Below are 19,675 nucleotides of genomic sequence, written 5' to 3'. Positions count from 1 at the left end.
CTTTTATTTCTTTGTCCTTGCTTTCTTGTCTTTTACTCCTTTTGATCGGTTTATTTGTATAGCTATCGTTCCCCCTATCAGAGTCACGGGATACCAGAGTGCTTCGTACGGTGCAAATTGACGCAGTTCGTTGCAGCGTCGGGTGGCGCGGCAGAAGGTGTACCACTTTCCTGCCCAATATCCTTTGGGGCGTGGCTTGATGCGGTTATCATGTTGCCCGAAGTTACCGGTAGACAGGATGTCTTCCAATAATTGTTCTCCTATCTGCTTGGTGCCTTCCAAGGGGAAAGGAAGCCGGTTGGCGGGCAATCCCAGTCGGGTGACGGCAATGTAGCCGAATGCTTGTGCGGCATGCAATAGTCCGAGGTCCTGCAACTGGCGAAGCAGGGTGGTGGCATCTATTTCTTTGTGGCGATTGGCAAGCAGACAAGTCCAGTCGCATAGCTGGCGCAGGCCGATTCCGCTGTTCAGGAAATGTACAAAGGCATGCAGGAAGATATAAAGTGCATTGAAGCTGGCCGGAGGTATGGCGATACTGACGGCCTTCGAGTCCTCTTTCCCGGTTTCGGAGAATAGGGCATAGTCTGTTTCCTGCGGGTACCATTTTCTGATAATCTGCTGAAAGTACCGGTTGGCAAGCGGACTGTTCAGCCGGAGGATGATGCGGTGGTTCTCGATGTGTACTCCTTTCAAACTGTAGCTGGCATGCTTGTCGGACGCTTCTCCCTCGACTATGGCGCCTTGTTGCAGCAGGAGGCGGTTGGCTATGGGTTGTCCTTGTTTTCCTAAATAGATGTCGATGTCTCCGCATTGCCGGTGCAAGGGAGTGCGGTAGTTGGTGCCGATGCCTTGCCCTTTCAGCAGTACGGGATGCAGCCCGGCTTCCCGGTAAAGGGTATTGAGTTCGGGCAGAAGCTGGTTGAGGCGTTTGTTGGCTTGTTCTATCTGTGCAGTCCGGGCAGCCCATTTCAGATAGAGGGCGCGTGGAGGGCGCAGTTCGGCCGGTAGACTGCTTATGCCGTCAAAAGTCAGTGCAAGCAGGGCTTGTGAGTTTGCCATGCGGTACACGGTTTCCCAGTCGTCCGGCGAGACCGACCGGAAGAGTTGTCGGTCTGCCGGAGTGCCCCACAGGCCGGAGCGTACCAATGAAAAGAAAGCGTGTTGCATATCCGTCCTTATTCTATGATTCCTTCGCGGTCAAGGGAGTCGATAAACTTCTGCGCATCGCGACGGGCCGATTCGTTATCTACATCATAGCGGCTGGTCAGGGCTTCTGTCACGCTGTCTGTATCGAACTCTTTGTTTTCTATCTCTTGCCAAAGCATGGCGGAAGTTTGGTTCAGGCTGATGACTTTGCTGAAGTCCACGTTCGACGAGCCGTCTTGCATGATGATGTAGTCATCGCCTATCCGGTGCAGGATAAATCCTTGTTTGATTTTCATGGTTATTTTGTTTTATATTCTTCTGAACAGGGCGAGCAGCCAGCGGCGAGCAGGGTTTAGCTTCATCCACCAGTAGGAGTAGAGCTTCCAGACTTTGCCGTCGGCGGTGTACCGTTTGTCTTTTCGCATGGCTTCGGTCATGACGCCCATTACCCGTCCGATGTCGGTTTCTTCGGTCTGGGCGAGGTTGCCGTCGCCTTGCAGGATGAGTATATTTCCGTTCCGACGGATGATGCGGTGAAAGACGATGCGTTCCGTCAGGTCGCGTGCCAGTACGGCGACGCCCGGTTGCAGCTGTTCTGTGGTGAAATCGCCCAGTGTCACCCGGTCACGGCGGTCCACTAAGAAAGGATTCATGCTGTTGCCCCGCACGGTGATGGTTACGGTATGCCCCTCTTTGATGAGACGCGCCACTTCGGGAAGCAATATCTCGTTGGGAATGCTTTTCTTCATCGGCTGTTCAGTTCATCATTCATAACTTATCCTTCTACCGTCTTTCTGCAAAGCTCCGTCGCTTCACGGTCGGGCAGGCATTTCAGATGATAGACGGGTGCCAGCGTGGCAAGTTCCGTCACAGTGGTGACAATGGCGTTATAGATTTCCTTGTTCTGCTTCAGGCAAGAGCAGGAGGGGAGGAGGGTGGCGAAAGCATGTGCTGCTCTCTCTTGCTCTATTTCATTCTGCGGTGCTTGTTCCAAGCGGACGAAGGCGCCTACGGTCATGGATTCTTTCCGATAGCATGGTGTCTTTCCGCTCCACGGAGAACCGAAAACAGTGGCTTGCTTGCCGAGGCTGTCCACATGTACTATCGGATTGTCATCGTTCAGTAGATGGCAGTCCGAGAACTGTTGCAGCCAGAGCCCGGTGTGCGTACTTTTGCCCGTGCCGCTTTTCCCTAAGAAGAGGTAGCCTTTGCCTGTTTCAGTAGCGACAACCGAGGCATGCATCAGCAGTGTATGGTGGCGGGCGGCATTGAAGGCATAGAGCATCATCAAGAAGTTGTTCAGTACGAAGTTCGTTTCGTTTTCCGGAGCCGGTGTTTCTGTCCTGCAGGCCGGTAGGTGGATGAAGCATTGCCTGAAGTTATCGTTGCACTCCATCCAATAGTTTTTCCCGCTTTTCCGTGGGGTGATGGATACAAGGTGTGAGCTGTGGGGCAAAGGGCGAATGATGCAATCGGCATCTTCCCAGTTGAAACATATATCATCGGGAGTTTTCGCTATGGTTCGTTTTGTCGCTGTTTCGTCATCGTCTATCTCTGTTTCAAAGATTACTTTTTGCGTCGTGTCTATTGTCGTGATGAACGGAATCAGTGAAGGCAACGCCTTGAATATATTGAAGTCGGAAGGTTTCACCATGCGGAAGGTGTGCGGTCCTACTTGATAATCCAATATCTGTATTCTCATATGTTTTGATTGTTAGTTGTTATTCATGATACTTTGGGCTACTCAGAAAAATAATGAATGTTTGTGTGAATGAGGAAGATTTGAGAGATTTTTCAACTGTCTTGTTGTCATTTTTTAGACGCGGAGGACGCAGATTTATAAAAGAAAATCCGCTGTCCGCCGCATCTAAAAGATAGTAATAAGGCGATTCCGATACCTCTTCGTTTGGTCTGCGAGGATATATTGCTTCCTTTCTTAGAATTTGGCTTATCGGTTCTCCTGACTTGTTGGGCCAACAATATATTCTTTCCTCCCATCGTTGACTTTGTGGGCTGCTGTATATACACTGCCGTCACGGGTAACCTCGTAACCTGTTACCAAATAGGATTCATTGTCGTCCATATTCGGATTTGCCGGGTTGAAATTGATGAACGTTCCACCGGACACCTGGATGCTGGCAGTGTTCTTGTCTGTATTCTTTAAGTTCAGTACCCAGTATCTGCCATCCGTGTCGTTGTTGGGTGTACCATATTTGCCGGATTCAAATGTTCCTCCATAGATATTGATTTTCCCATTCTCTCTTGCATAAATCAGGTCTATCTGGGTGTTCAGTTTCTGGGTGTTATAGTAAGAACCGCCATGAATATTTACTGTCCCGTATCCTCGGGCTTCAATTACCATGCGATAACCATCGTCTTTCGCTGTAGCAGATGCATCGCACTTCACATTGCCGTTGCCTGAAATGTTTAGTGTTCCGTTCTGTACAGTAAAGATTTGTGTGAAAGGAGTGGCATCAGCTGTTTCTGAGGAATTGATGATGTCGTGGCCATTCAGGTTTAAGTTTGCCGTTGCGTTTGCAGCATTCAATATGTAGCCTGTGGCAAGCTCCGTCTTGGCGATGTTGATATTTGAGAGAAGTTTTATATCCACAGTTGCGTTGGTTGCCATGTACTTCAGTACGCTTGGGTCGGAGAATGTACCGCCGGTAACGTTGATGACCGGTGTATAAGTGGTGCCTTCTGTGATGAGTGACTTTGCTTCGGCAATCAGTGTACCGCCTTTGATGTTTACTGTGGCAATGCCATATGCTCCACTTACGTTGATGGCGGCGCAGTCCAGTCCTCCGGTACCGTCGCCCCAGTTGCCGGTGCTACCTGTGCCTTTACTGGTAATCAAGGCTGTACCTTCCACATTCAGAGTGCCTCGTTGGATGCATACACCTCCTGCGGCACCATAAACCTTGCCGCCACTGATGGTCGTTGTGCCGGATTGGGGCAGATAGACTGCATAGTCAGCAGTAGAAATGAGTTCTCCGTCTGTGATGTTGATGATGGAGTTCTGCGTCTTGTAATTGCCGTTGCCTGCCACTGCAAACCATCCGGCTTCTATCTTGCCGCCTGTCATGGTGAAGTCTCCACCGTCCGTCACTCCGACGCCATATTGGCCGTTACTGTTCGGAGTCTTTCTGACTGCACTGATGTTGCCGCTTTCCATGGTCATGGAGGCATCTTCACCGGCTATTTCAATCAGACTGCCATTATAAGAAGCCGCTGTATAATCCTGGCTGGCAACTATCTTGCCTTTCTTCTCGGTAGAGCTGTCCTTCAGTGTCATCTTGCCCAAGACGATGATTTTGCCTGTTGCGCTGTTGTCGGCAGTCAGTGTATATCCGTTCAAGTCAAGAACCACGGACTTTCCGGCGGGTACACTGACGCTTTGCCCTGTGATGTCGGCATCGGCGGACAATTTAAAATCTTCGCCGTTGGCGAAAGCGGCCTTTAGGACTGCCACGTCGGATTGAACTACAAATTTGCTGTCGATTGTTGCCGGAAGTGATGCTTCGGTTCCTTTTATTATATAGATTGTGGTATCGCCGGCATCGTGTACCAATTGTTCTACCTTTCCATATATCTTCAAGTTACCGCCTTTTACGGTCAGCTTCTTTACGGTGACGCCTGCATTGATAATCAATGTCTGCTGGGCGGTAGTGGCAGTCACTTCATTGTAAGTGGCTTTATTGCCTACTGCTGCCAATGTAACGGTGGTGCTTGGCATGGTGATGGCTACAGAAGGAGCTTCTTGCTCTGCATTGGTTTCCGGCACAGCCAAGGATACACTGTTGGTGGCAGTGGCGGCGGGAGCACCTATGCTGGTATTGGTCTTGTCGGTCAGCGTCAACGGAGCGGCAGTACTGGTCGTTGGGGCTGTATTGAACGCCAGGTTGATGTCCGAGTTCTGTAAAACCGGGATGGCGATGCCGTCGTTGCTGCCGGAAGTGGTATTGAAGCTGCCGCTGACTGCAATGTCGGTTACGGTTGCTGCTGTCGGTGCTTCTTGTGGGAGATTTTTTGAATCAGCTAAAGCTGTACTAAGCGCACTGGGGGTTGTAGCCTCTACCACAACGCAATCCAAAGGAGGTACTACCAATATGTCTCTTCTGCCTAGGATTTTGTCATTAAGCGTCTTGGTAAAATATACCTTGTCGCTTCCATTCGTCAGTTGGGCAGTGATGGAACTATAAGTACCTGTGGGCAAAGGAATGTAGAAGTTGCGAGACTTTATATCAGCTGAGGCTGTGAAGGAGGCGGTGATTTCCTTGCTTTCATCGCTCGTTACTGCCAGTATCGGGTCTGCTGCGGTTAAGTCTACCGTACAAGTACCTGCAATGTTATTGGAGGCAATAATCTTGAAAGTAGTGGCCTCTGCCGGAATCTTGTTGACGGTCAGTTTTATCATGGCTGCCATGTGCTTGAAGGACAGAGCGCTCAGATTGTCGGGATTTGTCACCTTGGCATACATCGGGCCATTGCTGCTGCCGTTATAATTTGTAAGCGTGGCAGGTAGAGTCATGGTCAATGTATTGCCGCTTACGCTCATGTTTTGTTGGTAAGGATAGATGGAGAATACAGCCGTTTCTCCGCTTGGCTTGCTGCCGTTGAAAGTGGCGGAAGTTTGACCAGCACCGCTTGCATATTCTAATTTTGTATTGCTATAATTACTTTCTGCATTACTACAGAACAACCCTAGGGCATCGGTATCTTGCCATAGAATCTTGTATTCATCGTTTACGGTAGTACGGGTGTCGGTACCTGCGCCTTCAAACGTTGCGTTAACGGTGATGTTTCCTTTCCGCCCGCTGTTTTCAAATTCCTCTTGGCTGCAACTGAATGCGGTCAAGGCAGCAGTTGCCATGCAGGCAACTTGCATAAGGTTTCTTAATTTCATCATAATGAAGTCCCCCTTAGTTTTCTACGGTTAAGATGTCATTGATTAGGTCTTCCAAGTCGCTGCTGGATGCCGAATTGTAGCTATGGGTAGAGGTGCTGCCCGAATAGGAGCGCGTAATGGGATGGTAAGGTTCGCCGCTTGTTGCAATGACTCCTTCATTCTCCATTTTGATAACTTCGATAGACGGAGTGATGTATGCTTCTCTACCGTCTGGTTTGTTCTGTTTCATATACACAAATTATTTAAAGGTTAAACAATAAAAAAAAACGTGAGTAACTATGTTTGTATATCCTTTATTCAGGCCTTCGCATTGCCCTTTCCCTGGATATACAACAGTCACTCACGTCGTTTGTGTATATACCATCCCCCTGATGGGAGAAAACCATATAAACATAGACGTGAGCATCCTTGTTGTTATCTTCAGGGAAATTTTCAAAGTTGCGAAGTTTGAATAAAGAAGATAATTTCAATAATGCTCTTACTAATATGTAAATAAACCCACTACGCTATAGCGAATTTGTGACAAAGATAATTGTTTTTTGTTTAAGTGTATCTATGTTTCTCTATTTTTTTTGGGAAAGGCTCACGTCTCTTTCATTTATAGGAGTTAGGAGAGTTATCACTTCTAACTCCCGATAACTCCTTCAAATATTTAGTAACTGTCTGCATTGTCTTTGAGGATGTTTTTCTGAGGAGCATAGCGGCTATGTGGCGAATAAAGAGAGGAAGACAGACCGAAAAGAAGCTGAATAAAATCTTTTTAAGCAAAATTAAAACAGAGATTTGATATACTTTAAACAGAACACCCTGCAAACTCCGGCTTACTCTGTCCGGCAGTTTGCAGGGTGTCTGCTTGGTTTTCTCACGTGTACGTAGCTCTTTACGCCACGAACGGAAGTCGATGCCATAGCAATTTTTCATAATAAGACTTTCCATATTTTTGCAAATGTCCATACTGCCTTTGGCTGAAACAATTTATATAAGTAATTGAAGTTTCGTAAGTGAGTATGCCTGCTGATAAATGGGAATTTATCGCACAGAGCGCGAAGCCTGCTCTCATAACCTATGGAGAGCACGAGTGAAAGCTTGTGGATTTTTATCTAAAACATAGGTATTCCTTTGCTCTTCTCCCTTTGTTTGTCTGCTGTGGCATAGGGAATTTATGACGCCTAACGGCCATGAACAACCCTGCTTTCGACCATAAAGCGATCGCTTGACGACCGTAAGCAGAGTTGTTCATGGCCGTTAGGCGTCACTAACTCCAGAGCTATTACGGATGAAGTACGTAGCCCGAACCTATTGCGCACAAGGCGCAAACGTATTATACAACGGTGTAAAAGACATTAGAGTGCATTATTCATAGTCGGCCTTTGATTCCCGATAACTCCTACTATGCCCCTACAGTCCAACTCCATATCCGTTGACTTCACAGTAAGGACAAGCCCGAAAATGCAGGAAAACCGAACCTGCCGATTCATGTAATCTGCATGCTGTATTATGGTAGGGGATAGCAGCTTACTGCAAAACTCAAGCGTTTCAGGCAGGTGGAAGCAAATTTTGCTTCCACCTTTTCAGGTTGCTTCCACCGCAGGGCAAATGCCGATGGACAGGGGGATGCAGGAGGTGGGTGGAAGTGTGGAAGCAAAGTGATGGAAAATTAATTTGGCATTCACACAATAATAACCGTATATTTGTAGCATGGCTGTCTGCCTCCTCTTAAATTCAGATAAAGAGGAGGTAGACAAATGCTTGCTATGAGAAACACATAAATGGTTATAACCAAGTGATGAAACAATTAATTGCATGTTGCGGACTGGATTGCGAAAATTGCGCCGCCCGTATAGCCACTGTCAATAATGACGATGAGCTGAGAGAGAAAACCGCCAAAGAGTGGAGTGTGCTGAACAATACGCCGGAAATTACGGCAGAAACCATCCATTGTATGGGGTGCCGTGCAGACGGGGTGAAGTTTGCCTATTGCAGCGATTATTGTGCTATCCGCAAATGTGTGTACGAAAAAGGTTTCAATACTTGCGGTGACTGTAAGGAACTGGATACTTGCCAGGTGGTAGGTGCCGTTCTTCAGCATGCACCCGGTGCAAAGGAAAATCTTTATTAACCGTAAATTCTTTGATTAAATAAAATATTGCTTATCTTTGCAGTATGACAAAGACATTTAAATCGGATTTGGTTTTGTAAACAATCTGTGTTCCTTGCACAGATTGTCCCTTTCGTTTACTCTCGGATAACTTCTTTCGAGAGTGTTTCTCTATTGTTATAATTAAAGTTTAATCCGCGTATTATGCTGAAGGTATTGTGATACTTTCCGTATATGCAAAATATAGTAAGAAAATGAGTAACGAAAATAAAACCATCCACGATTTCGAACTTAGTTTAATCTGTGACTTTTTCTCCAATATGGAACGGCAAGGCCCTGGCAGTCCCGAAGCGACGTTGAAGGCATTGAGCTTTGTAGACGGCCTTACTGATAAATCCCTTATTGCCGATATAGGTTGTGGAACGGGTGGTCAGACAATAGTAGTAGCCGGGCATGTGCCGGGGCGGATTACCGGAATTGACCTTTTCCCCGGCTTTATTGACATCTTCAACCGTAATGCAAGGCAGTTGGGCCTGCAGGACAGAGTAAAAGGAATTGTCGGTTCAATGGATGCCCTCCCTTTCGGTGAGGAGGAGCTGGATATGATTTGGTGTGAAGGTGCTATCTATAACATCGGCTTTGAACGTGGCTTGAAGGAGTGGCGTAAATATCTGAAACCGGGAGGGTATATTGCCGTATCCGAGAGTTCATGGTTTACGGACGAACGTCCTGCGGAAATCAATGACTTCTGGATGGACGCCTATTCTGAAATGGATACACTTCCCAATCAGGTAGCCAAGTTGTACAAGGCGGGTTATCTCCCCGTTGCTACATTCATTCTGCCGGAGAATTGCTGGACAGAGCATTACTTTGCTTCAAAGGTTGCGGCTCAGGAGATTTTCCGTAAGAAATATGCCGGTAATAAAATTGCCGAAGAGTTCAGCTCACTCCAAATGATTGAGGATGAACTATACGGCAAATATAAGGAATTCTACGGTTATGTGTTTTTTATTGCTAAGAAGGTAGATTGATGGCAGACTTCTCTTATTGAGGAATGCGGGTATTCTCATGGCAGAATATCCGCATTTTGTGTTTTGAGTGGATTTTATTGTTTTGAGGATGTACGGAACTTCTGAGGAGGTATTCCCGTATGACGTTTAAAGAATTTGTTGAAGAAGGCCGCATTATTAAAACCTAGACTCACGGCTATATCCTTTATCGGAGTGTTGGCGGTACAAAGTTGTGCTTTGGCATCCATGATGATAGTATTGTTGATGATTTCCATGGCTGTATATCCTGATTCCTTTTTGACAAGGCGGCAAAGAGCTGCCGGTCTCATATTCATTTTCAATGCATAATAGGACACTTGATGCTCCCGGACATAGTCTGTGTGTACCAATCGGATAAAAATGCGGTATTGGTTGAAATGCCTGCTGCCCGGAGTCTCTTTTATTCTAGGGCGTTCCGGACAGAGTTCGGATATACCTTGTAACAGATATGCCAGTAGAGTTTGCAATGAAACTAGACTTGAGGGGCTTTCTGTTCTTTGGTAGAGGTGTGACAAATAGGTCATGAACTCGGCATAAAGCTGGAAGTCCGTTTTCGATAGAGGAAAAATATAGTGTTTGCCTATAATGTGAAACTTATCCATCATGACCTTGCCGGCCCCTGAACTCTGGATAAGTTGTTGGGAAAATATGACGACATATATTTCAGCATCGTCTGACGTGTGTAGCAATTGTACGAAGGTCTCGGGAGGAATAACTAGGAGGGCGTTAGCTTCAACCCTGAATTGAGTATGGTTTATGATAGTTTTCAGAACTCCTTTGGTGCATAGAGCGAAGATACTGGCCTTGGTGTGGTATGGCTTTTCCACTAGCGGATTCAGTTCATTGGTTGTGATATGATTGCAGGCAATGAACTCGGCATTTATATTGAATTCGGATATATTCATGTTGGAGATTTTAAGACACAAAAATGGGGGATAATAATGTATAAATGACAGAGATAACAGTTAAAATCAATATTACGCTCAATTTGTCTCTGTTAAATAAGGTAAAGTTGTGAATAATAGAATATATACATGCTAAAACGGAATATTGATTTATAAGGGTTTGTTTGTGGCATAAGCATTTTAGCCCGAACTTTGCTCCTTGTATGATAAAACAATTCTGATGAATCCGAATGTTCCTCAAGAAGTACGTATAATAAATGCCATCTCCGAGCAGTTGTTCAACTCATGGCCCGTCAGCATTATTATGATTGATTTGGAAGATTGTATCTGGCGTCTGAATCAGCAGGTGATGAATGAACTCCATTTGAATGAGTATGTGATAGGGCGGCGTATCACTGACTTATTGGAAGTGGTATGTGATAAAAAGAATGTGTTAGAAGACCTTTTGCTGCAACTTCGGGAGAGGGATGTGCGGATTATTCCCTTAGATATCAATTGCTTTATACGTGAATTGAAGAGTGGTATCAGTTTTCTGATACAAGGTGCTATGGTGGGAATTCATGAAGATGGACAATTGGTGAGGATTGTACTCTATTTTAGGAATGTGTTGGAAGAACGGACACAGAAGCATTTGCTGAATATTGCGCTGAGCCGCACCCAGATATTTCAATGGTCTTTCGACATGGAACATAATCTGATGATTATAGAACCGCGTTATTTTGAATATTTGGGGATTCCTACGCGTGACTATACGCTGACGCCTGAGGAATTCGCATTTCTGATTCATCCGGACGACCGGAAGGGAGTGTTTGATGCTTTGGCTTTACAGTTGCGTGGTAATTTGTACGAACGCCCAGTGGAATACCGTCTACGGAGGGGAGACGGCAAGTGGGAGTGGTTTGAGGCGCAATCTACCTATGTGGGACAATTGACGGATTTGCCGTTCCGTATCATCGGTATTTGCATGAGTACGCAGAAATACAAGGATACGGAGAATAAATTGAACGAGGCTTTGCAGAAAGCGCAACGTAGCGATGAGTTGAAGAGCGTATTTCTTGCTAATATGAGCCACGAGATACGTACGCCACTAAATGCCATTGTGGGCTTCTCTACACTACTGGCTTGTGGGGATGCCGACTTGTCGCGGCAGGAGATTATGGAATTTACGTCTTTGATTGAAAAGAACAGCCAGTTGTTAATGGTGTTGATTTCAGATATTCTGGATTTGTCCAAGATAGAATCGAACACGATGGAATTCCATTTTGAGAAGGTTTCTTTAAATGGCATATTGGAAAGCATTTACAGTGCGCAGAAGATGAATCTTCGGAAAGGAGTGGAGCTACTGCTAGACCTTCCGGACCGGGCGGCAGTTATCTATACAGATCCTACGCGTTTGGGGCAAGTTGTCAACAATCTTATCAATAATGCGGTGAAGTTCACTGCTGAAGGACGCATAACCATAGGGTATAGGCTGAAGGACTTTGCTACATTGGAAGTCTTTGTGGAAGATACGGGAACTGGCATGTCGGAAGAAGTTCTGGCGCACATTTTTGAACGTTTCTATAAGGGAGATGCTTTTGTGCAGGGCACGGGATTGGGATTGGCCATTTGCAGGACTATCGTTGAAAGGTTTCATGGAAAAATAGAAGTGGCTTCAACTCTTGGCAAGGGGAGCCGCTTTGCAATTGTCCTTCCGCAGGAAATGCGGGAGTAGTGTTCTCTTTCTTGGATATTTGATGTAATTATGTGAGCGTATGATATTGTATAACGTTGAAAATCGCTACCTTTGCAGTCTTGAACGATAAATTCATTGACACTATGATATCTGTAGAAGGACTGAAGGTAGAATTTAATGCCACTCCTCTGTTCGAAGACGTCTCTTATGTTATCAATAAGAAAGACCGTATAGCTCTTGTCGGCAAGAATGGTGCCGGTAAGTCCACCATGCTCAAGATATTGGCTGGCATTCAGCAGCCCACTGCCGGCATTGTTGCCGTTCCTCGCGAATGTACTATCGGGTATTTGCCCCAAGTGATGATACTCAGTGACAAGCGCACCGTAATGCAGGAGGCTGAACTTGCCTTCGAGCATATTTTTGAGATGCAGGCGGGCATCGAACGCATGAATCGGCAACTTGCCGAACGTACCGATTACGACAGCGAGGATTACCAGAAACTGATTGACCGCTTCACTCACGAAAACGAACGTTTTCTGATGATGGGCGGCACCAACTACCGTGCCGAAATAGAGCGCACGCTCCAAGGGCTGGGCTTCAGCCGCGAGGACTTTGACCGCTCTACAAGCGAGTTTTCCGGTGGTTGGCGTATGCGTATAGAGCTTGCCAAGCTGTTGCTTCGCCGTCCGGATGTGTTGCTGCTCGACGAGCCTACCAACCACCTTGACATCGAGAGTATCCAGTGGTTGGAGAACTTCCTTTCCACCCGTGCCAATGCGGTGGTGCTTGTCAGCCACGACCGCGCCTTTTTGAACAATGTCACTACGCGTACCATCGAAATAACTTGTGGACGCATTTACGACTATAAAGTGAAATACGATGAGTTCGTGGTGCTTCGCAAGGAGCGCCGGGAGCAGCAACTACGTGCTTACGAGAATCAGCAGAAGCAGATACAAGATACGGAAGATTTCATCGAACGTTTCCGGTACAAAGCTACCAAGGCTGTGCAAGTGCAGAGCCGCATCAAGCAGCTCGAAAAGATAGAGCGCATCGAAGTGGATGAGGAAGACAACTCCTCTTTGCGCCTGAAGTTTGTTTGCAGTAGCCGTAGCGGTAATTATCCCGTTATCTGCGAGGATATGGAGAAATCCTACGGTGGGCACGTTGTTTTCCACGATGTGAATTTGACTATCAACCGAGGAGAGAAGGTTGCTTTTGTCGGTAAGAACGGCGAAGGTAAGTCTACGCTTGTAAAGTGTATTATGGGTGAGATTACGGATTATACCGGTAAGCTTACACTGGGACATAATGTGCAGATTGGATATTTTGCCCAGAACCAGGCACAGCTTTTGGATGAGAGCCTGACTGTATTCGATACGATTGACCGCGTGGCCGTAGGGGATATCAGCCTCAAAATCCGTGATATTCTAGGTGCTTTCATGTTCGGCGGTGAGGCTTCGGATAAAAAGGTGAAGGTGCTCAGCGGTGGAGAGCGTACCCGGCTTGCCATGATAAAACTGCTGTTGGAGCCGGTGAATTTTCTGATTCTCGACGAACCTACGAATCATCTTGACATGCGTTCCAAAGATGTGCTGAAGGAGGCTATCCGCGATTTTGACGGAACGGTGATAATAGTCAGTCATGACCGTGATTTTTTGGACGGACTTGCGACTAAAGTATACGAGTTTGGTGGCGGACTGGTGAAGGAACATTTGGGAGGAATTTATGATTTCCTGCAAAAGAAGCAGATAGAGAGCCTGAATGAGTTACAGAAATCTCCTTCACTTTCCGCTTCGCCCACTGCCGGTAAGGCGGCATCAGGAAATGCTGGTGCAGAACCGGCTCAGCCCTCGGCTGCCAAACTCTCCTATGAGGAGCAGAAGGAGCTTAACAAGAAACTTAAGAAGCTGGAACGCCGCGTTGCCGATTGTGAAGCGGAGATAGAGCAGACGGAGGCTGCCATTGCCATTCTTGAGGCTAGGATGGCTACACCGGAGGGTGCTTCGGACATGTCGCTTTATGAGCAGCACCAAAAACTGAAAGAGCAGCTTGACCGTGTGATGGAAGAGTGGGACGCGGCTACTGTAGAGTTGGAGAATCACTAACTATTATATTTTATGTATTTATGAAAGCAAATCATTTGTTACCCATTGCAGCATTCTGTCTGATGACGGCATCCTGCAACACCGGCAAGCAGCAGGCTGAACTTACAGCAGGCATCCAGCTCGCCAATCTTGACACAACGGCTCTACCCGGAACTGACTTTTACCAATACGCATGTGGCGGTTGGATGAAGAACAATCCGATTCCTGCTGAATACTCACAGTACGGTTCTTTTACTATCCTTGCAGAAAACAACCGCAAGCAGATTCAAGGACTGATTGAAGAACTTGCCGCTACCCAGCACGAAGCCGGCAGCGTGGCACAAAAAATCGGTGACTTGTACAAAATCGTAATGGACAGCGTGAAGCTGAACAAAGATGGTGTAGCTCCCATCAAGGCTGAACTCGACCAGCTGGCTGCTTTGAAGGACAAGAAAGAGCTTTATGCCTTGCTGGGCGATATGCAGAAGAAAGGCATCATCGCCTACAACGTGCTGTATGTTGGCGCTGACGAAATGAACAGTAGCATGAATGCTGTACAGACCTATCAGACCGGGCTGAGCATGGGCGAACGTGAATACTATCTGGAGAATGATGAGGCTACTGCCAAAATTCGTGATGCTTTCCGTACACATGTACAGAAGATGTATAAGTTGGCTGGTTTCGACGAGGCTACTGCCAAGAAAGGTATGGAGGTGGTGATGGATGTGGAAACACGTCTTGCCAAGGCTTTCCGCTCTCGTACGGAGTTGCGTGACCCGCATGCCAATTATAACAAGATGAGCATGGAAGAGTTGAAGAAGAATTATCCTACTTTCGATTGGGATGCTTATTTGTCTGCCATGGGCTTGAAGGATGTGAAGGAAATCATCGTAGGCCAGCCCGCTTCACTGAAAGCTGCCGCCGATATTCTGGATACGCTGCCCATTGAACAGCAGAGCCTTTATCTGCAATGGAAATTGATTGATTCTGCCGCAAGCTTGTTGAACGATGCTATGGCAGAACAGAACTTCGACTTCTACAGCCGCACCATGAGCGGTACACAAGAAATGCAGCCTCGCTGGAAGAGAGCGGTAAGCACTGTAAGCAGCGCGCTGGGCGAAGCTGTAGGTCAGATGTACGTGGAGAAATATTTCCCTGCTGCTGCCAAGGAGCGTATGGTGACTTTGGTGAAGAACTTGCAGGAAAGCCTGGGCGAACGTATCCAGAATCTTGCCTGGATGGGTGATTCCACTAAGGTGAAAGCTCTGGAGAAACTGGCTACCTTCCATGTGAAGATTGGTTATCCCGACACTTGGAAAGACTACTCCACACTGGAAATCAAAAACGACTCTTACTGGGCAAACATGGAACGTGCCAACGAGTGGAGCCATGCCGAAATGATAGCCAAGGCCGGCAAGCCGGTGGATAAGGACGAATGGCTGATGACTCCGCAGACCGTCAACGCTTACTATAACCCGACCACCAACGAAATCTGTTTCCCCGCCGGTATCCTGCAATATCCTTTCTTCGATATGAATGCGGATGACGCCTTCAACTACGGTGCCATCGGTGTGGTAATCGGTCATGAAATGACTCACGGATTCGACGACCAGGGTCGCCAGTACGACAAGGACGGTAACCTGAAAGACTGGTGGACTGCTGAAGATGCCAAGAACTTTGACGAGCGTGCCCAGGTGATGGTAAACTTCTTTGATAGCATCGAGGTTGCTCCGGGTGTATATGCCAACGGACGCATGACATTGGGTGAGAATATTGCCGACCACGGTGGTCTGCAGGTTTCTTATCAGGCATTCAAGAAAGCTACGGCTGCCAATCCGCTGCCGGTGCTGGACGGTCTTACTCCCGAACAACGTTTCTTCCTGGCATACGCAGGTGTATGGGCTAATGATATCCGTCCCGAAGAAGTGCTGAACCGCACAAAAAGTGATGTGCACTCATTGGGCGAATGGCGCGTAAACGGTGCATTGCCGCAAATCGGTGCTTGGTATGAGGCATTCAACGTGACAGAAAAAGACCCGATGTTCTTGCCGGTAGAAAAACGTGTATCTATTTGGTAAACCAACAAAATAACCCTTAAAAAAAGGCGGCAGACTGGAAACAGATGCCGCCTTTTTTAATTATACCTAATTTATTGTGTATGAATGTATGTATGAATAAACAAAATTTGTAACTTTGCGCATCAAATACTAATATACGCATACTTTAATACGCAAATCCATGTCTGAAACAAAAAGAATCAAAACAGCTCTGGTATCTGTTTACCATAAGGAAGGTTTGGACGAAATCATTACCAAACTGCATGAAGAAGGTGTAGAGTTCCTCTCAACCGGTGGAACACGTCAGTTTATAGAATCCCTGGGTTATCCCTGCAAGGCAGTGGAAGACCTCACTACATACCCTTCCATCCTGGGCGGACGCGTGAAGACTTTGCATCCGAAGGTTTTTGGAGGTATTCTTTGCCGCCGCGGATTGGAGCAAGACATGCAACAGATTGAAAAATATGAAATCCCCGAAATAGACCTCGTCATTGTTGACCTCTATCCGTTTGAGGCTACCGTTGCCAGTGGTGCCGAAGAACCTGCCATCATCGAAAAGATTGACATAGGCGGTATCTCCCTAATTCGTGCCGCAGCCAAGAACTATAACGACGTGGTTATCATCGCTTCGCAAGCACAATATCAGCCGTTCCGCGACATGCTGATGGAACACGGAGCCACTACTACCATCGAAGAACGCCGTTGGTTTGCCAAAGAGGCTTTCGGAGTGTCTTCACACTATGATTCTGCCATCTTCAACTATTTCGATGGTGAGGAAGGTTCCGCTTTCCGTTGCTCTGCCAACAGCCAGAAGACTTTACGCTATGGTGAGAATCCGCATCAGAAAGGTTATTTCTATGGCAATCTGGATGCTATGTTCGACCAGATTCACGGTAAGGAAATCTCTTATAACAACCTGCTCGACATCAATGCTGCCGTTGACTTGATTGATGAATTTAAGGATACTACTTTCGCTATCCTGAAACATAACAATGCTTGTGGATTGGCCTCACGTCCCACTGTACTCGAAGCATGGAACGATGCGCTTGCCGGTGACCCGGTTTCTGCTTTCGGTGGTGTGCTCATCACGAATGCCGTGGTTGACAAGGCTGCTGCCGAAGAAATCAATAAGATATTCTTTGAGGTAATTATCGCTCCCGATTATGATGTGGATGCGTTGGAAATCCTCGGTCAGAAGAAGAACCGTATTATCCTGGTTCGCAAGCCGGCAGCTTTGCCTAAGAAGCAGTTCCGTTCTTTGCTGAATGGCGTATTGGTTCAGGACCGCGACCTTAAGGTGGAAACTCCAGAAGAATTGAAGACTGTAACTACGAAGGCTCCCACTGCACAGGAAATTGAGGATATGCTCTTTGCAAACAAGATTGTGAAGAACAGTAAGTCGAATGCCATTGTGCTGGCAAAAGGAAAGCAGTTGTTGGCAAGTGGTGTAGGTCAGACCAGCCGTGTGGATGCTTTGAAGCAGGCTATCGAGAAAGCCAAAAACTTCGGTTTCGACTTGAATGGCGCTGTAATGGCAAGTGACGCATTCTTCCCTTTCCCCGACTGCGTGGAAATTGCCGGCAATGAAGGCGTAACAGCCGTCATCCAGCCGGGTGGAAGCATCAAGGATGAACTCTCGTTTGAATATTGCAACGAGCATGGCATTGCCATGGTGACTACGGGATTCCGTCACTTTAAACACTAATTCGGATTTACGATTTGACGATTTACGATTTACGATTTACGATTGAAGTTACATCGTAAGTCTGAATCTCAAATTGTAAAGAAGAGGAATATCAATCGTAAATCGTAAATAGTTAAATCGTAAATATTAATGGGATTATTCTCCTTTACACAAGAAATAGCGATGGACCTTGGCACAGCCAATACCATCATCACCACGAATGGCAAGATTGTGGTGGATGAGCCTTCGGTGGTGGCTTTGGACCGTCGTACCGATAAGATGATTGCCGTGGGTGACAAGGCAAAGATGATGCACGAAAAGACCCACGAAAACATACGTACCATCCGTCCGTTGCGCGACGGTGTGATTGCCGACTTCTATGCCTGCGAGCAGATGATACGCGGACTTATCAAGATGGTGAACAACCGTAACCGTCTCTTCTCTCCGTCACTCCGCATGGTAATCGGGGTTCCTTCGGGCAGTACCGAAGTGGAGCTGCGTGCCGTGCGCGACTCTGCCGAGCATGCCGGCGGGCGCGACGTTTATTTGATTTTCGAGCCGATGGCTGCTGCCATCGGTATCGGTATCGATGTAGAGGCTCCCGAAGGCAACATGATTGTTGACATAGGTGGTGGTTCTACGGAAATTGCCGTTATCTCTTTGGGAGGTATCGTAAGTAACAACTCCATCCGCATTGCCGGTGACGACTTGACTGCCGATATTCAGGAATACATGAGCCGCCAGCACAACGTGAAGGTCAGCGAGCGTATGGCTGAGCGTATTAAGATTAATGTGGGTGCTGCCTTGACGGAACTCGGTGAGGATGCTCCTGAAGACTATATCGTTCATGGTCCGAACCGCATCACGGCATTGCCCATGGAAGTGCCGGTATGCTATCAGGAAGTGGCGCATTGCTTGGAGAAGTCTATCTCTAAGATTGAGACAGCCATCTTGAGCGCATTGGAAAATACGCCTCCCGAATTGTATGCCGACATCGTTCACAACGGTATCTATCTTGCCGGTGGCGGTGCATTGCTTCGTGGACTGGATAAGCGTCTGACTGATAAAATAAACATACCGTTCCACATTGCGGAAGACCCCTTGCATGCCGTTGCCAAAGGTACGGGCGTGGCATTGAAGAACGTTGACCGCTTCTCATTCTTGATGCGGTAATGCGAAATTTATTAAACTTTCTCATTAAATATAATTACTGGTTCCTCTTTCTTCTGTTAGAGGTTGCCAGTTTTATTTTATTATTTCGCTTTAATCATTACCAGCAGAGTGTGTATTTCACCTCTGCCAATGGCGTGGCGGGGAAGGTTTATGAAATATCGGGTGGCATCACTTCCTATTTCCACTTGAAGACGGCCAACGAAGACCTGCTCGACCGCAACATGTGGCTGGAGCAGCGGCTTTCGTTTCTGGAAAATGTCTTGAAGGAGAAAGGATTGGACTCCGCCAGGTTGTACAGCATGGAACGGCTTGCTCCTACGGAGTATCAGATATTCAAGGCGAATGTCATAAAGAACAGCTTGAACAAGGCTGACAATTATATCACTTTAGACCGTGGAACAACAGAAGGTATCCGTCCTGAGATGGGAGTTGTAGATGCCAATGGCGTGGTGGGTATTGTGTATAAGACCTCTCCCCATTACTCGTTGGTTATTCCGTTGCTGAACAGCAAGTCGAGCATCAGCTGTAAGATTGTGGGCAGTGATTATTTCGGTTATTTGAAGTGGGAGGGAGGTAATTCCCGTTTTGCCTATCTGAAGGATTTGCCCCGGCATGCCGAATTCAATCTGGGAGATACAGTAGTGACCAGCGGCTATTCCACCGTGTTTCCAGAAGGTGTCATGGTGGGGACGGTGGATGACATGTCTGACTCGCACGACGGGCTTTCGTATCTGTTGAAGATAAAGCTGGCTACGGACTTTGGAAAGGTGAGCAATGTGCGCGTCATTTCCCGCAACGGGCAGGATGAACAAAAGGCATTGGAGTCGAGGGCGGACGAGAAGTGACTAAGAAATTAGGGATTAGGGGTTAAGGATTAGGGATTAATCATCTTTAT

At 47.0% G+C, this 19,675-nt stretch carries 15 protein-coding genes; 8 read left to right on the top strand and 7 right to left on the bottom strand.

The window, feature by feature from the left end:
- Positions 1-3: 3 nt before the first annotated feature.
- The 6 genes from DWZ03_RS12250 to DWZ03_RS12225 form a co-directional block, all read right to left on the bottom strand.
- Positions 4-1,167, bottom strand: coding sequence for a nucleotidyltransferase family protein (locus DWZ03_RS12250; RefSeq protein ID WP_120130152.1), 1,164 nt, complete (start codon positions 1,165-1,167; stop codon positions 4-6).
- Between the two features lie 8 nt (positions 1,168-1,175).
- Positions 1,176-1,442, bottom strand: coding sequence for a PqqD family protein (locus DWZ03_RS12245; RefSeq protein WP_005834925.1), 267 nt, complete (start codon positions 1,440-1,442; stop codon positions 1,176-1,178).
- A gap of 12 nt (positions 1,443-1,454) precedes the next feature.
- Entirely contained in the window at positions 1,455-1,895 is a 441-nt protein-coding gene (locus tag DWZ03_RS12240; protein ID WP_005834927.1) for a S24/S26 family peptidase, read from the bottom strand.
- Between the two features lie 26 nt (positions 1,896-1,921).
- A complete protein-coding gene (locus DWZ03_RS12235) occupies positions 1,922-2,848 on the bottom strand; it encodes a hypothetical protein (protein WP_022402243.1) in 927 nt (308 codons plus the stop codon).
- A gap of 246 nt (positions 2,849-3,094) precedes the next feature.
- On the bottom strand, positions 3,095-6,055 hold the full coding sequence (locus tag DWZ03_RS12230) for a fimbrillin family protein (RefSeq protein WP_120130149.1): 2,961 nt from the start codon (positions 6,053-6,055) through the stop codon (positions 3,095-3,097).
- A 13-nt stretch (positions 6,056-6,068) separates the two neighbouring features.
- Positions 6,069-6,284 carry a hypothetical protein gene (locus DWZ03_RS12225; RefSeq protein ID WP_005834933.1) on the bottom strand — a complete coding sequence of 72 codons (216 nt, stop codon included), beginning with the start codon at positions 6,282-6,284 and terminating at the stop codon, positions 6,069-6,071.
- A 1,557-nt stretch (positions 6,285-7,841) separates the two neighbouring features.
- Here DWZ03_RS12225 and DWZ03_RS12215 point away from each other — a divergent pair.
- On the top strand, positions 7,842-8,174 hold the full coding sequence (locus DWZ03_RS12215) for a DUF3795 domain-containing protein (protein ID WP_118264519.1): 333 nt from the start codon (positions 7,842-7,844) through the stop codon (positions 8,172-8,174).
- Positions 8,175-8,407: 233 nt separating this feature from the next.
- A complete protein-coding gene (locus DWZ03_RS12210) occupies positions 8,408-9,184 on the top strand; it encodes a class I SAM-dependent methyltransferase (protein WP_057097267.1) in 777 nt (258 codons plus the stop codon).
- Positions 9,185-9,258: 74 nt separating this feature from the next.
- Here DWZ03_RS12210 and DWZ03_RS12205 read toward each other — a convergent pair whose 3' ends face one another.
- Positions 9,259-10,107, bottom strand: coding sequence for a helix-turn-helix domain-containing protein (locus tag DWZ03_RS12205; RefSeq protein WP_087333261.1), 849 nt, complete (start codon positions 10,105-10,107; stop codon positions 9,259-9,261).
- Between the two features lie 220 nt (positions 10,108-10,327).
- On the opposite strand from DWZ03_RS12205, the gene DWZ03_RS12200 reads away from it, so the two are divergent.
- The 6 genes from DWZ03_RS12200 (at position 10,328) to mreC (ending at position 19,625) form a co-directional block, all read left to right on the top strand.
- Positions 10,328-11,821 carry an ATP-binding protein gene (locus tag DWZ03_RS12200; RefSeq protein ID WP_120130146.1) on the top strand — a complete coding sequence of 498 codons (1,494 nt, stop codon included), beginning with the start codon at positions 10,328-10,330 and terminating at the stop codon, positions 11,819-11,821.
- Positions 11,822-11,925: 104 nt separating this feature from the next.
- Positions 11,926-13,887, top strand: a complete 1,962-nt coding sequence (locus DWZ03_RS12195; protein WP_120130176.1) for an ABC-F family ATP-binding cassette domain-containing protein — start codon at positions 11,926-11,928, stop codon at positions 13,885-13,887.
- Between the two features lie 20 nt (positions 13,888-13,907).
- Positions 13,908-15,944 (top strand): M13 family metallopeptidase, encoded by a 2,037-nt coding sequence (locus DWZ03_RS12190; RefSeq protein WP_120130144.1) that lies wholly within the window; start codon positions 13,908-13,910, stop codon positions 15,942-15,944.
- A gap of 160 nt (positions 15,945-16,104) precedes the next feature.
- Positions 16,105-17,628: a bifunctional phosphoribosylaminoimidazolecarboxamide formyltransferase/IMP cyclohydrolase gene (purH, locus tag DWZ03_RS12185; RefSeq protein WP_117681358.1), complete on the top strand. Its 1,524-nt coding sequence runs from the start codon at positions 16,105-16,107 to the stop codon at positions 17,626-17,628.
- Between the two features lie 129 nt (positions 17,629-17,757).
- Positions 17,758-18,780: a rod shape-determining protein gene (locus DWZ03_RS12180; RefSeq protein ID WP_005828544.1), complete on the top strand. Its 1,023-nt coding sequence runs from the start codon at positions 17,758-17,760 to the stop codon at positions 18,778-18,780.
- Entirely contained in the window at positions 18,780-19,625 is an 846-nt protein-coding gene (gene mreC / locus DWZ03_RS12175) for a rod shape-determining protein MreC (protein WP_005828542.1), read from the top strand. The genes DWZ03_RS12180 and mreC overlap by 1 nt, the downstream gene beginning before the upstream one ends.
- Positions 19,626-19,675: the final 50 nt, after the last annotated feature.

Origin of the sequence: Bacteroides sp. AF29-11 (assembly GCF_003602895.1) — a bacterium.
GTDB classification, from domain to species: Bacteria; Bacteroidota; Bacteroidia; order Bacteroidales; family Bacteroidaceae; genus Bacteroides; species Bacteroides uniformis.
The sequence above is the reverse complement of the archived record's forward strand: the minus strand, read 5'-3'. Positions and strand labels throughout refer to the sequence as shown.

Bases quoted from the DNA above. Each gene is read 5' to 3' on its own strand.
- DWZ03_RS12250 (WP_120130152.1), bottom strand. From the start codon at position 1,167: ATGCAACACGCTTTCTTTTCATTGGTACGCTCCGGCCTGTGGGGCACT.
- DWZ03_RS12245 (WP_005834925.1), bottom strand. From the start codon at position 1,442: ATGAAAATCAAACAAGGATTTATCCTGCACCGGATAGGCGATGACTAC.
- DWZ03_RS12240 (WP_005834927.1), bottom strand. From the start codon at position 1,895: ATGAAGAAAAGCATTCCCAACGAGATATTGCTTCCCGAAGTGGCGCGT.
- DWZ03_RS12235 (WP_022402243.1), bottom strand. From the start codon at position 2,848: ATGAGAATACAGATATTGGATTATCAAGTAGGACCGCACACCTTCCGC.
- DWZ03_RS12230 (WP_120130149.1), bottom strand. From the start codon at position 6,055: ATGATGAAATTAAGAAACCTTATGCAAGTTGCCTGCATGGCAACTGCT.
- DWZ03_RS12225 (WP_005834933.1), bottom strand. From the start codon at position 6,284: ATGAAACAGAACAAACCAGACGGTAGAGAAGCATACATCACTCCGTCT.
- DWZ03_RS12215 (WP_118264519.1), top strand. From the start codon at position 7,842: ATGAAACAATTAATTGCATGTTGCGGACTGGATTGCGAAAATTGCGCC.
- DWZ03_RS12210 (WP_057097267.1), top strand. From the start codon at position 8,408: ATGAGTAACGAAAATAAAACCATCCACGATTTCGAACTTAGTTTAATC.
- DWZ03_RS12205 (WP_087333261.1), bottom strand. From the start codon at position 10,107: ATGAATATATCCGAATTCAATATAAATGCCGAGTTCATTGCCTGCAAT.
- DWZ03_RS12200 (WP_120130146.1), top strand. From the start codon at position 10,328: ATGAATCCGAATGTTCCTCAAGAAGTACGTATAATAAATGCCATCTCC.
- DWZ03_RS12195 (WP_120130176.1), top strand. From the start codon at position 11,926: ATGATATCTGTAGAAGGACTGAAGGTAGAATTTAATGCCACTCCTCTG.
- DWZ03_RS12190 (WP_120130144.1), top strand. From the start codon at position 13,908: ATGAAAGCAAATCATTTGTTACCCATTGCAGCATTCTGTCTGATGACG.
- purH (WP_117681358.1), top strand. From the start codon at position 16,105: ATGTCTGAAACAAAAAGAATCAAAACAGCTCTGGTATCTGTTTACCAT.
- DWZ03_RS12180 (WP_005828544.1), top strand. From the start codon at position 17,758: ATGGGATTATTCTCCTTTACACAAGAAATAGCGATGGACCTTGGCACA.
- mreC (WP_005828542.1), top strand. From the start codon at position 18,780: ATGCGAAATTTATTAAACTTTCTCATTAAATATAATTACTGGTTCCTC.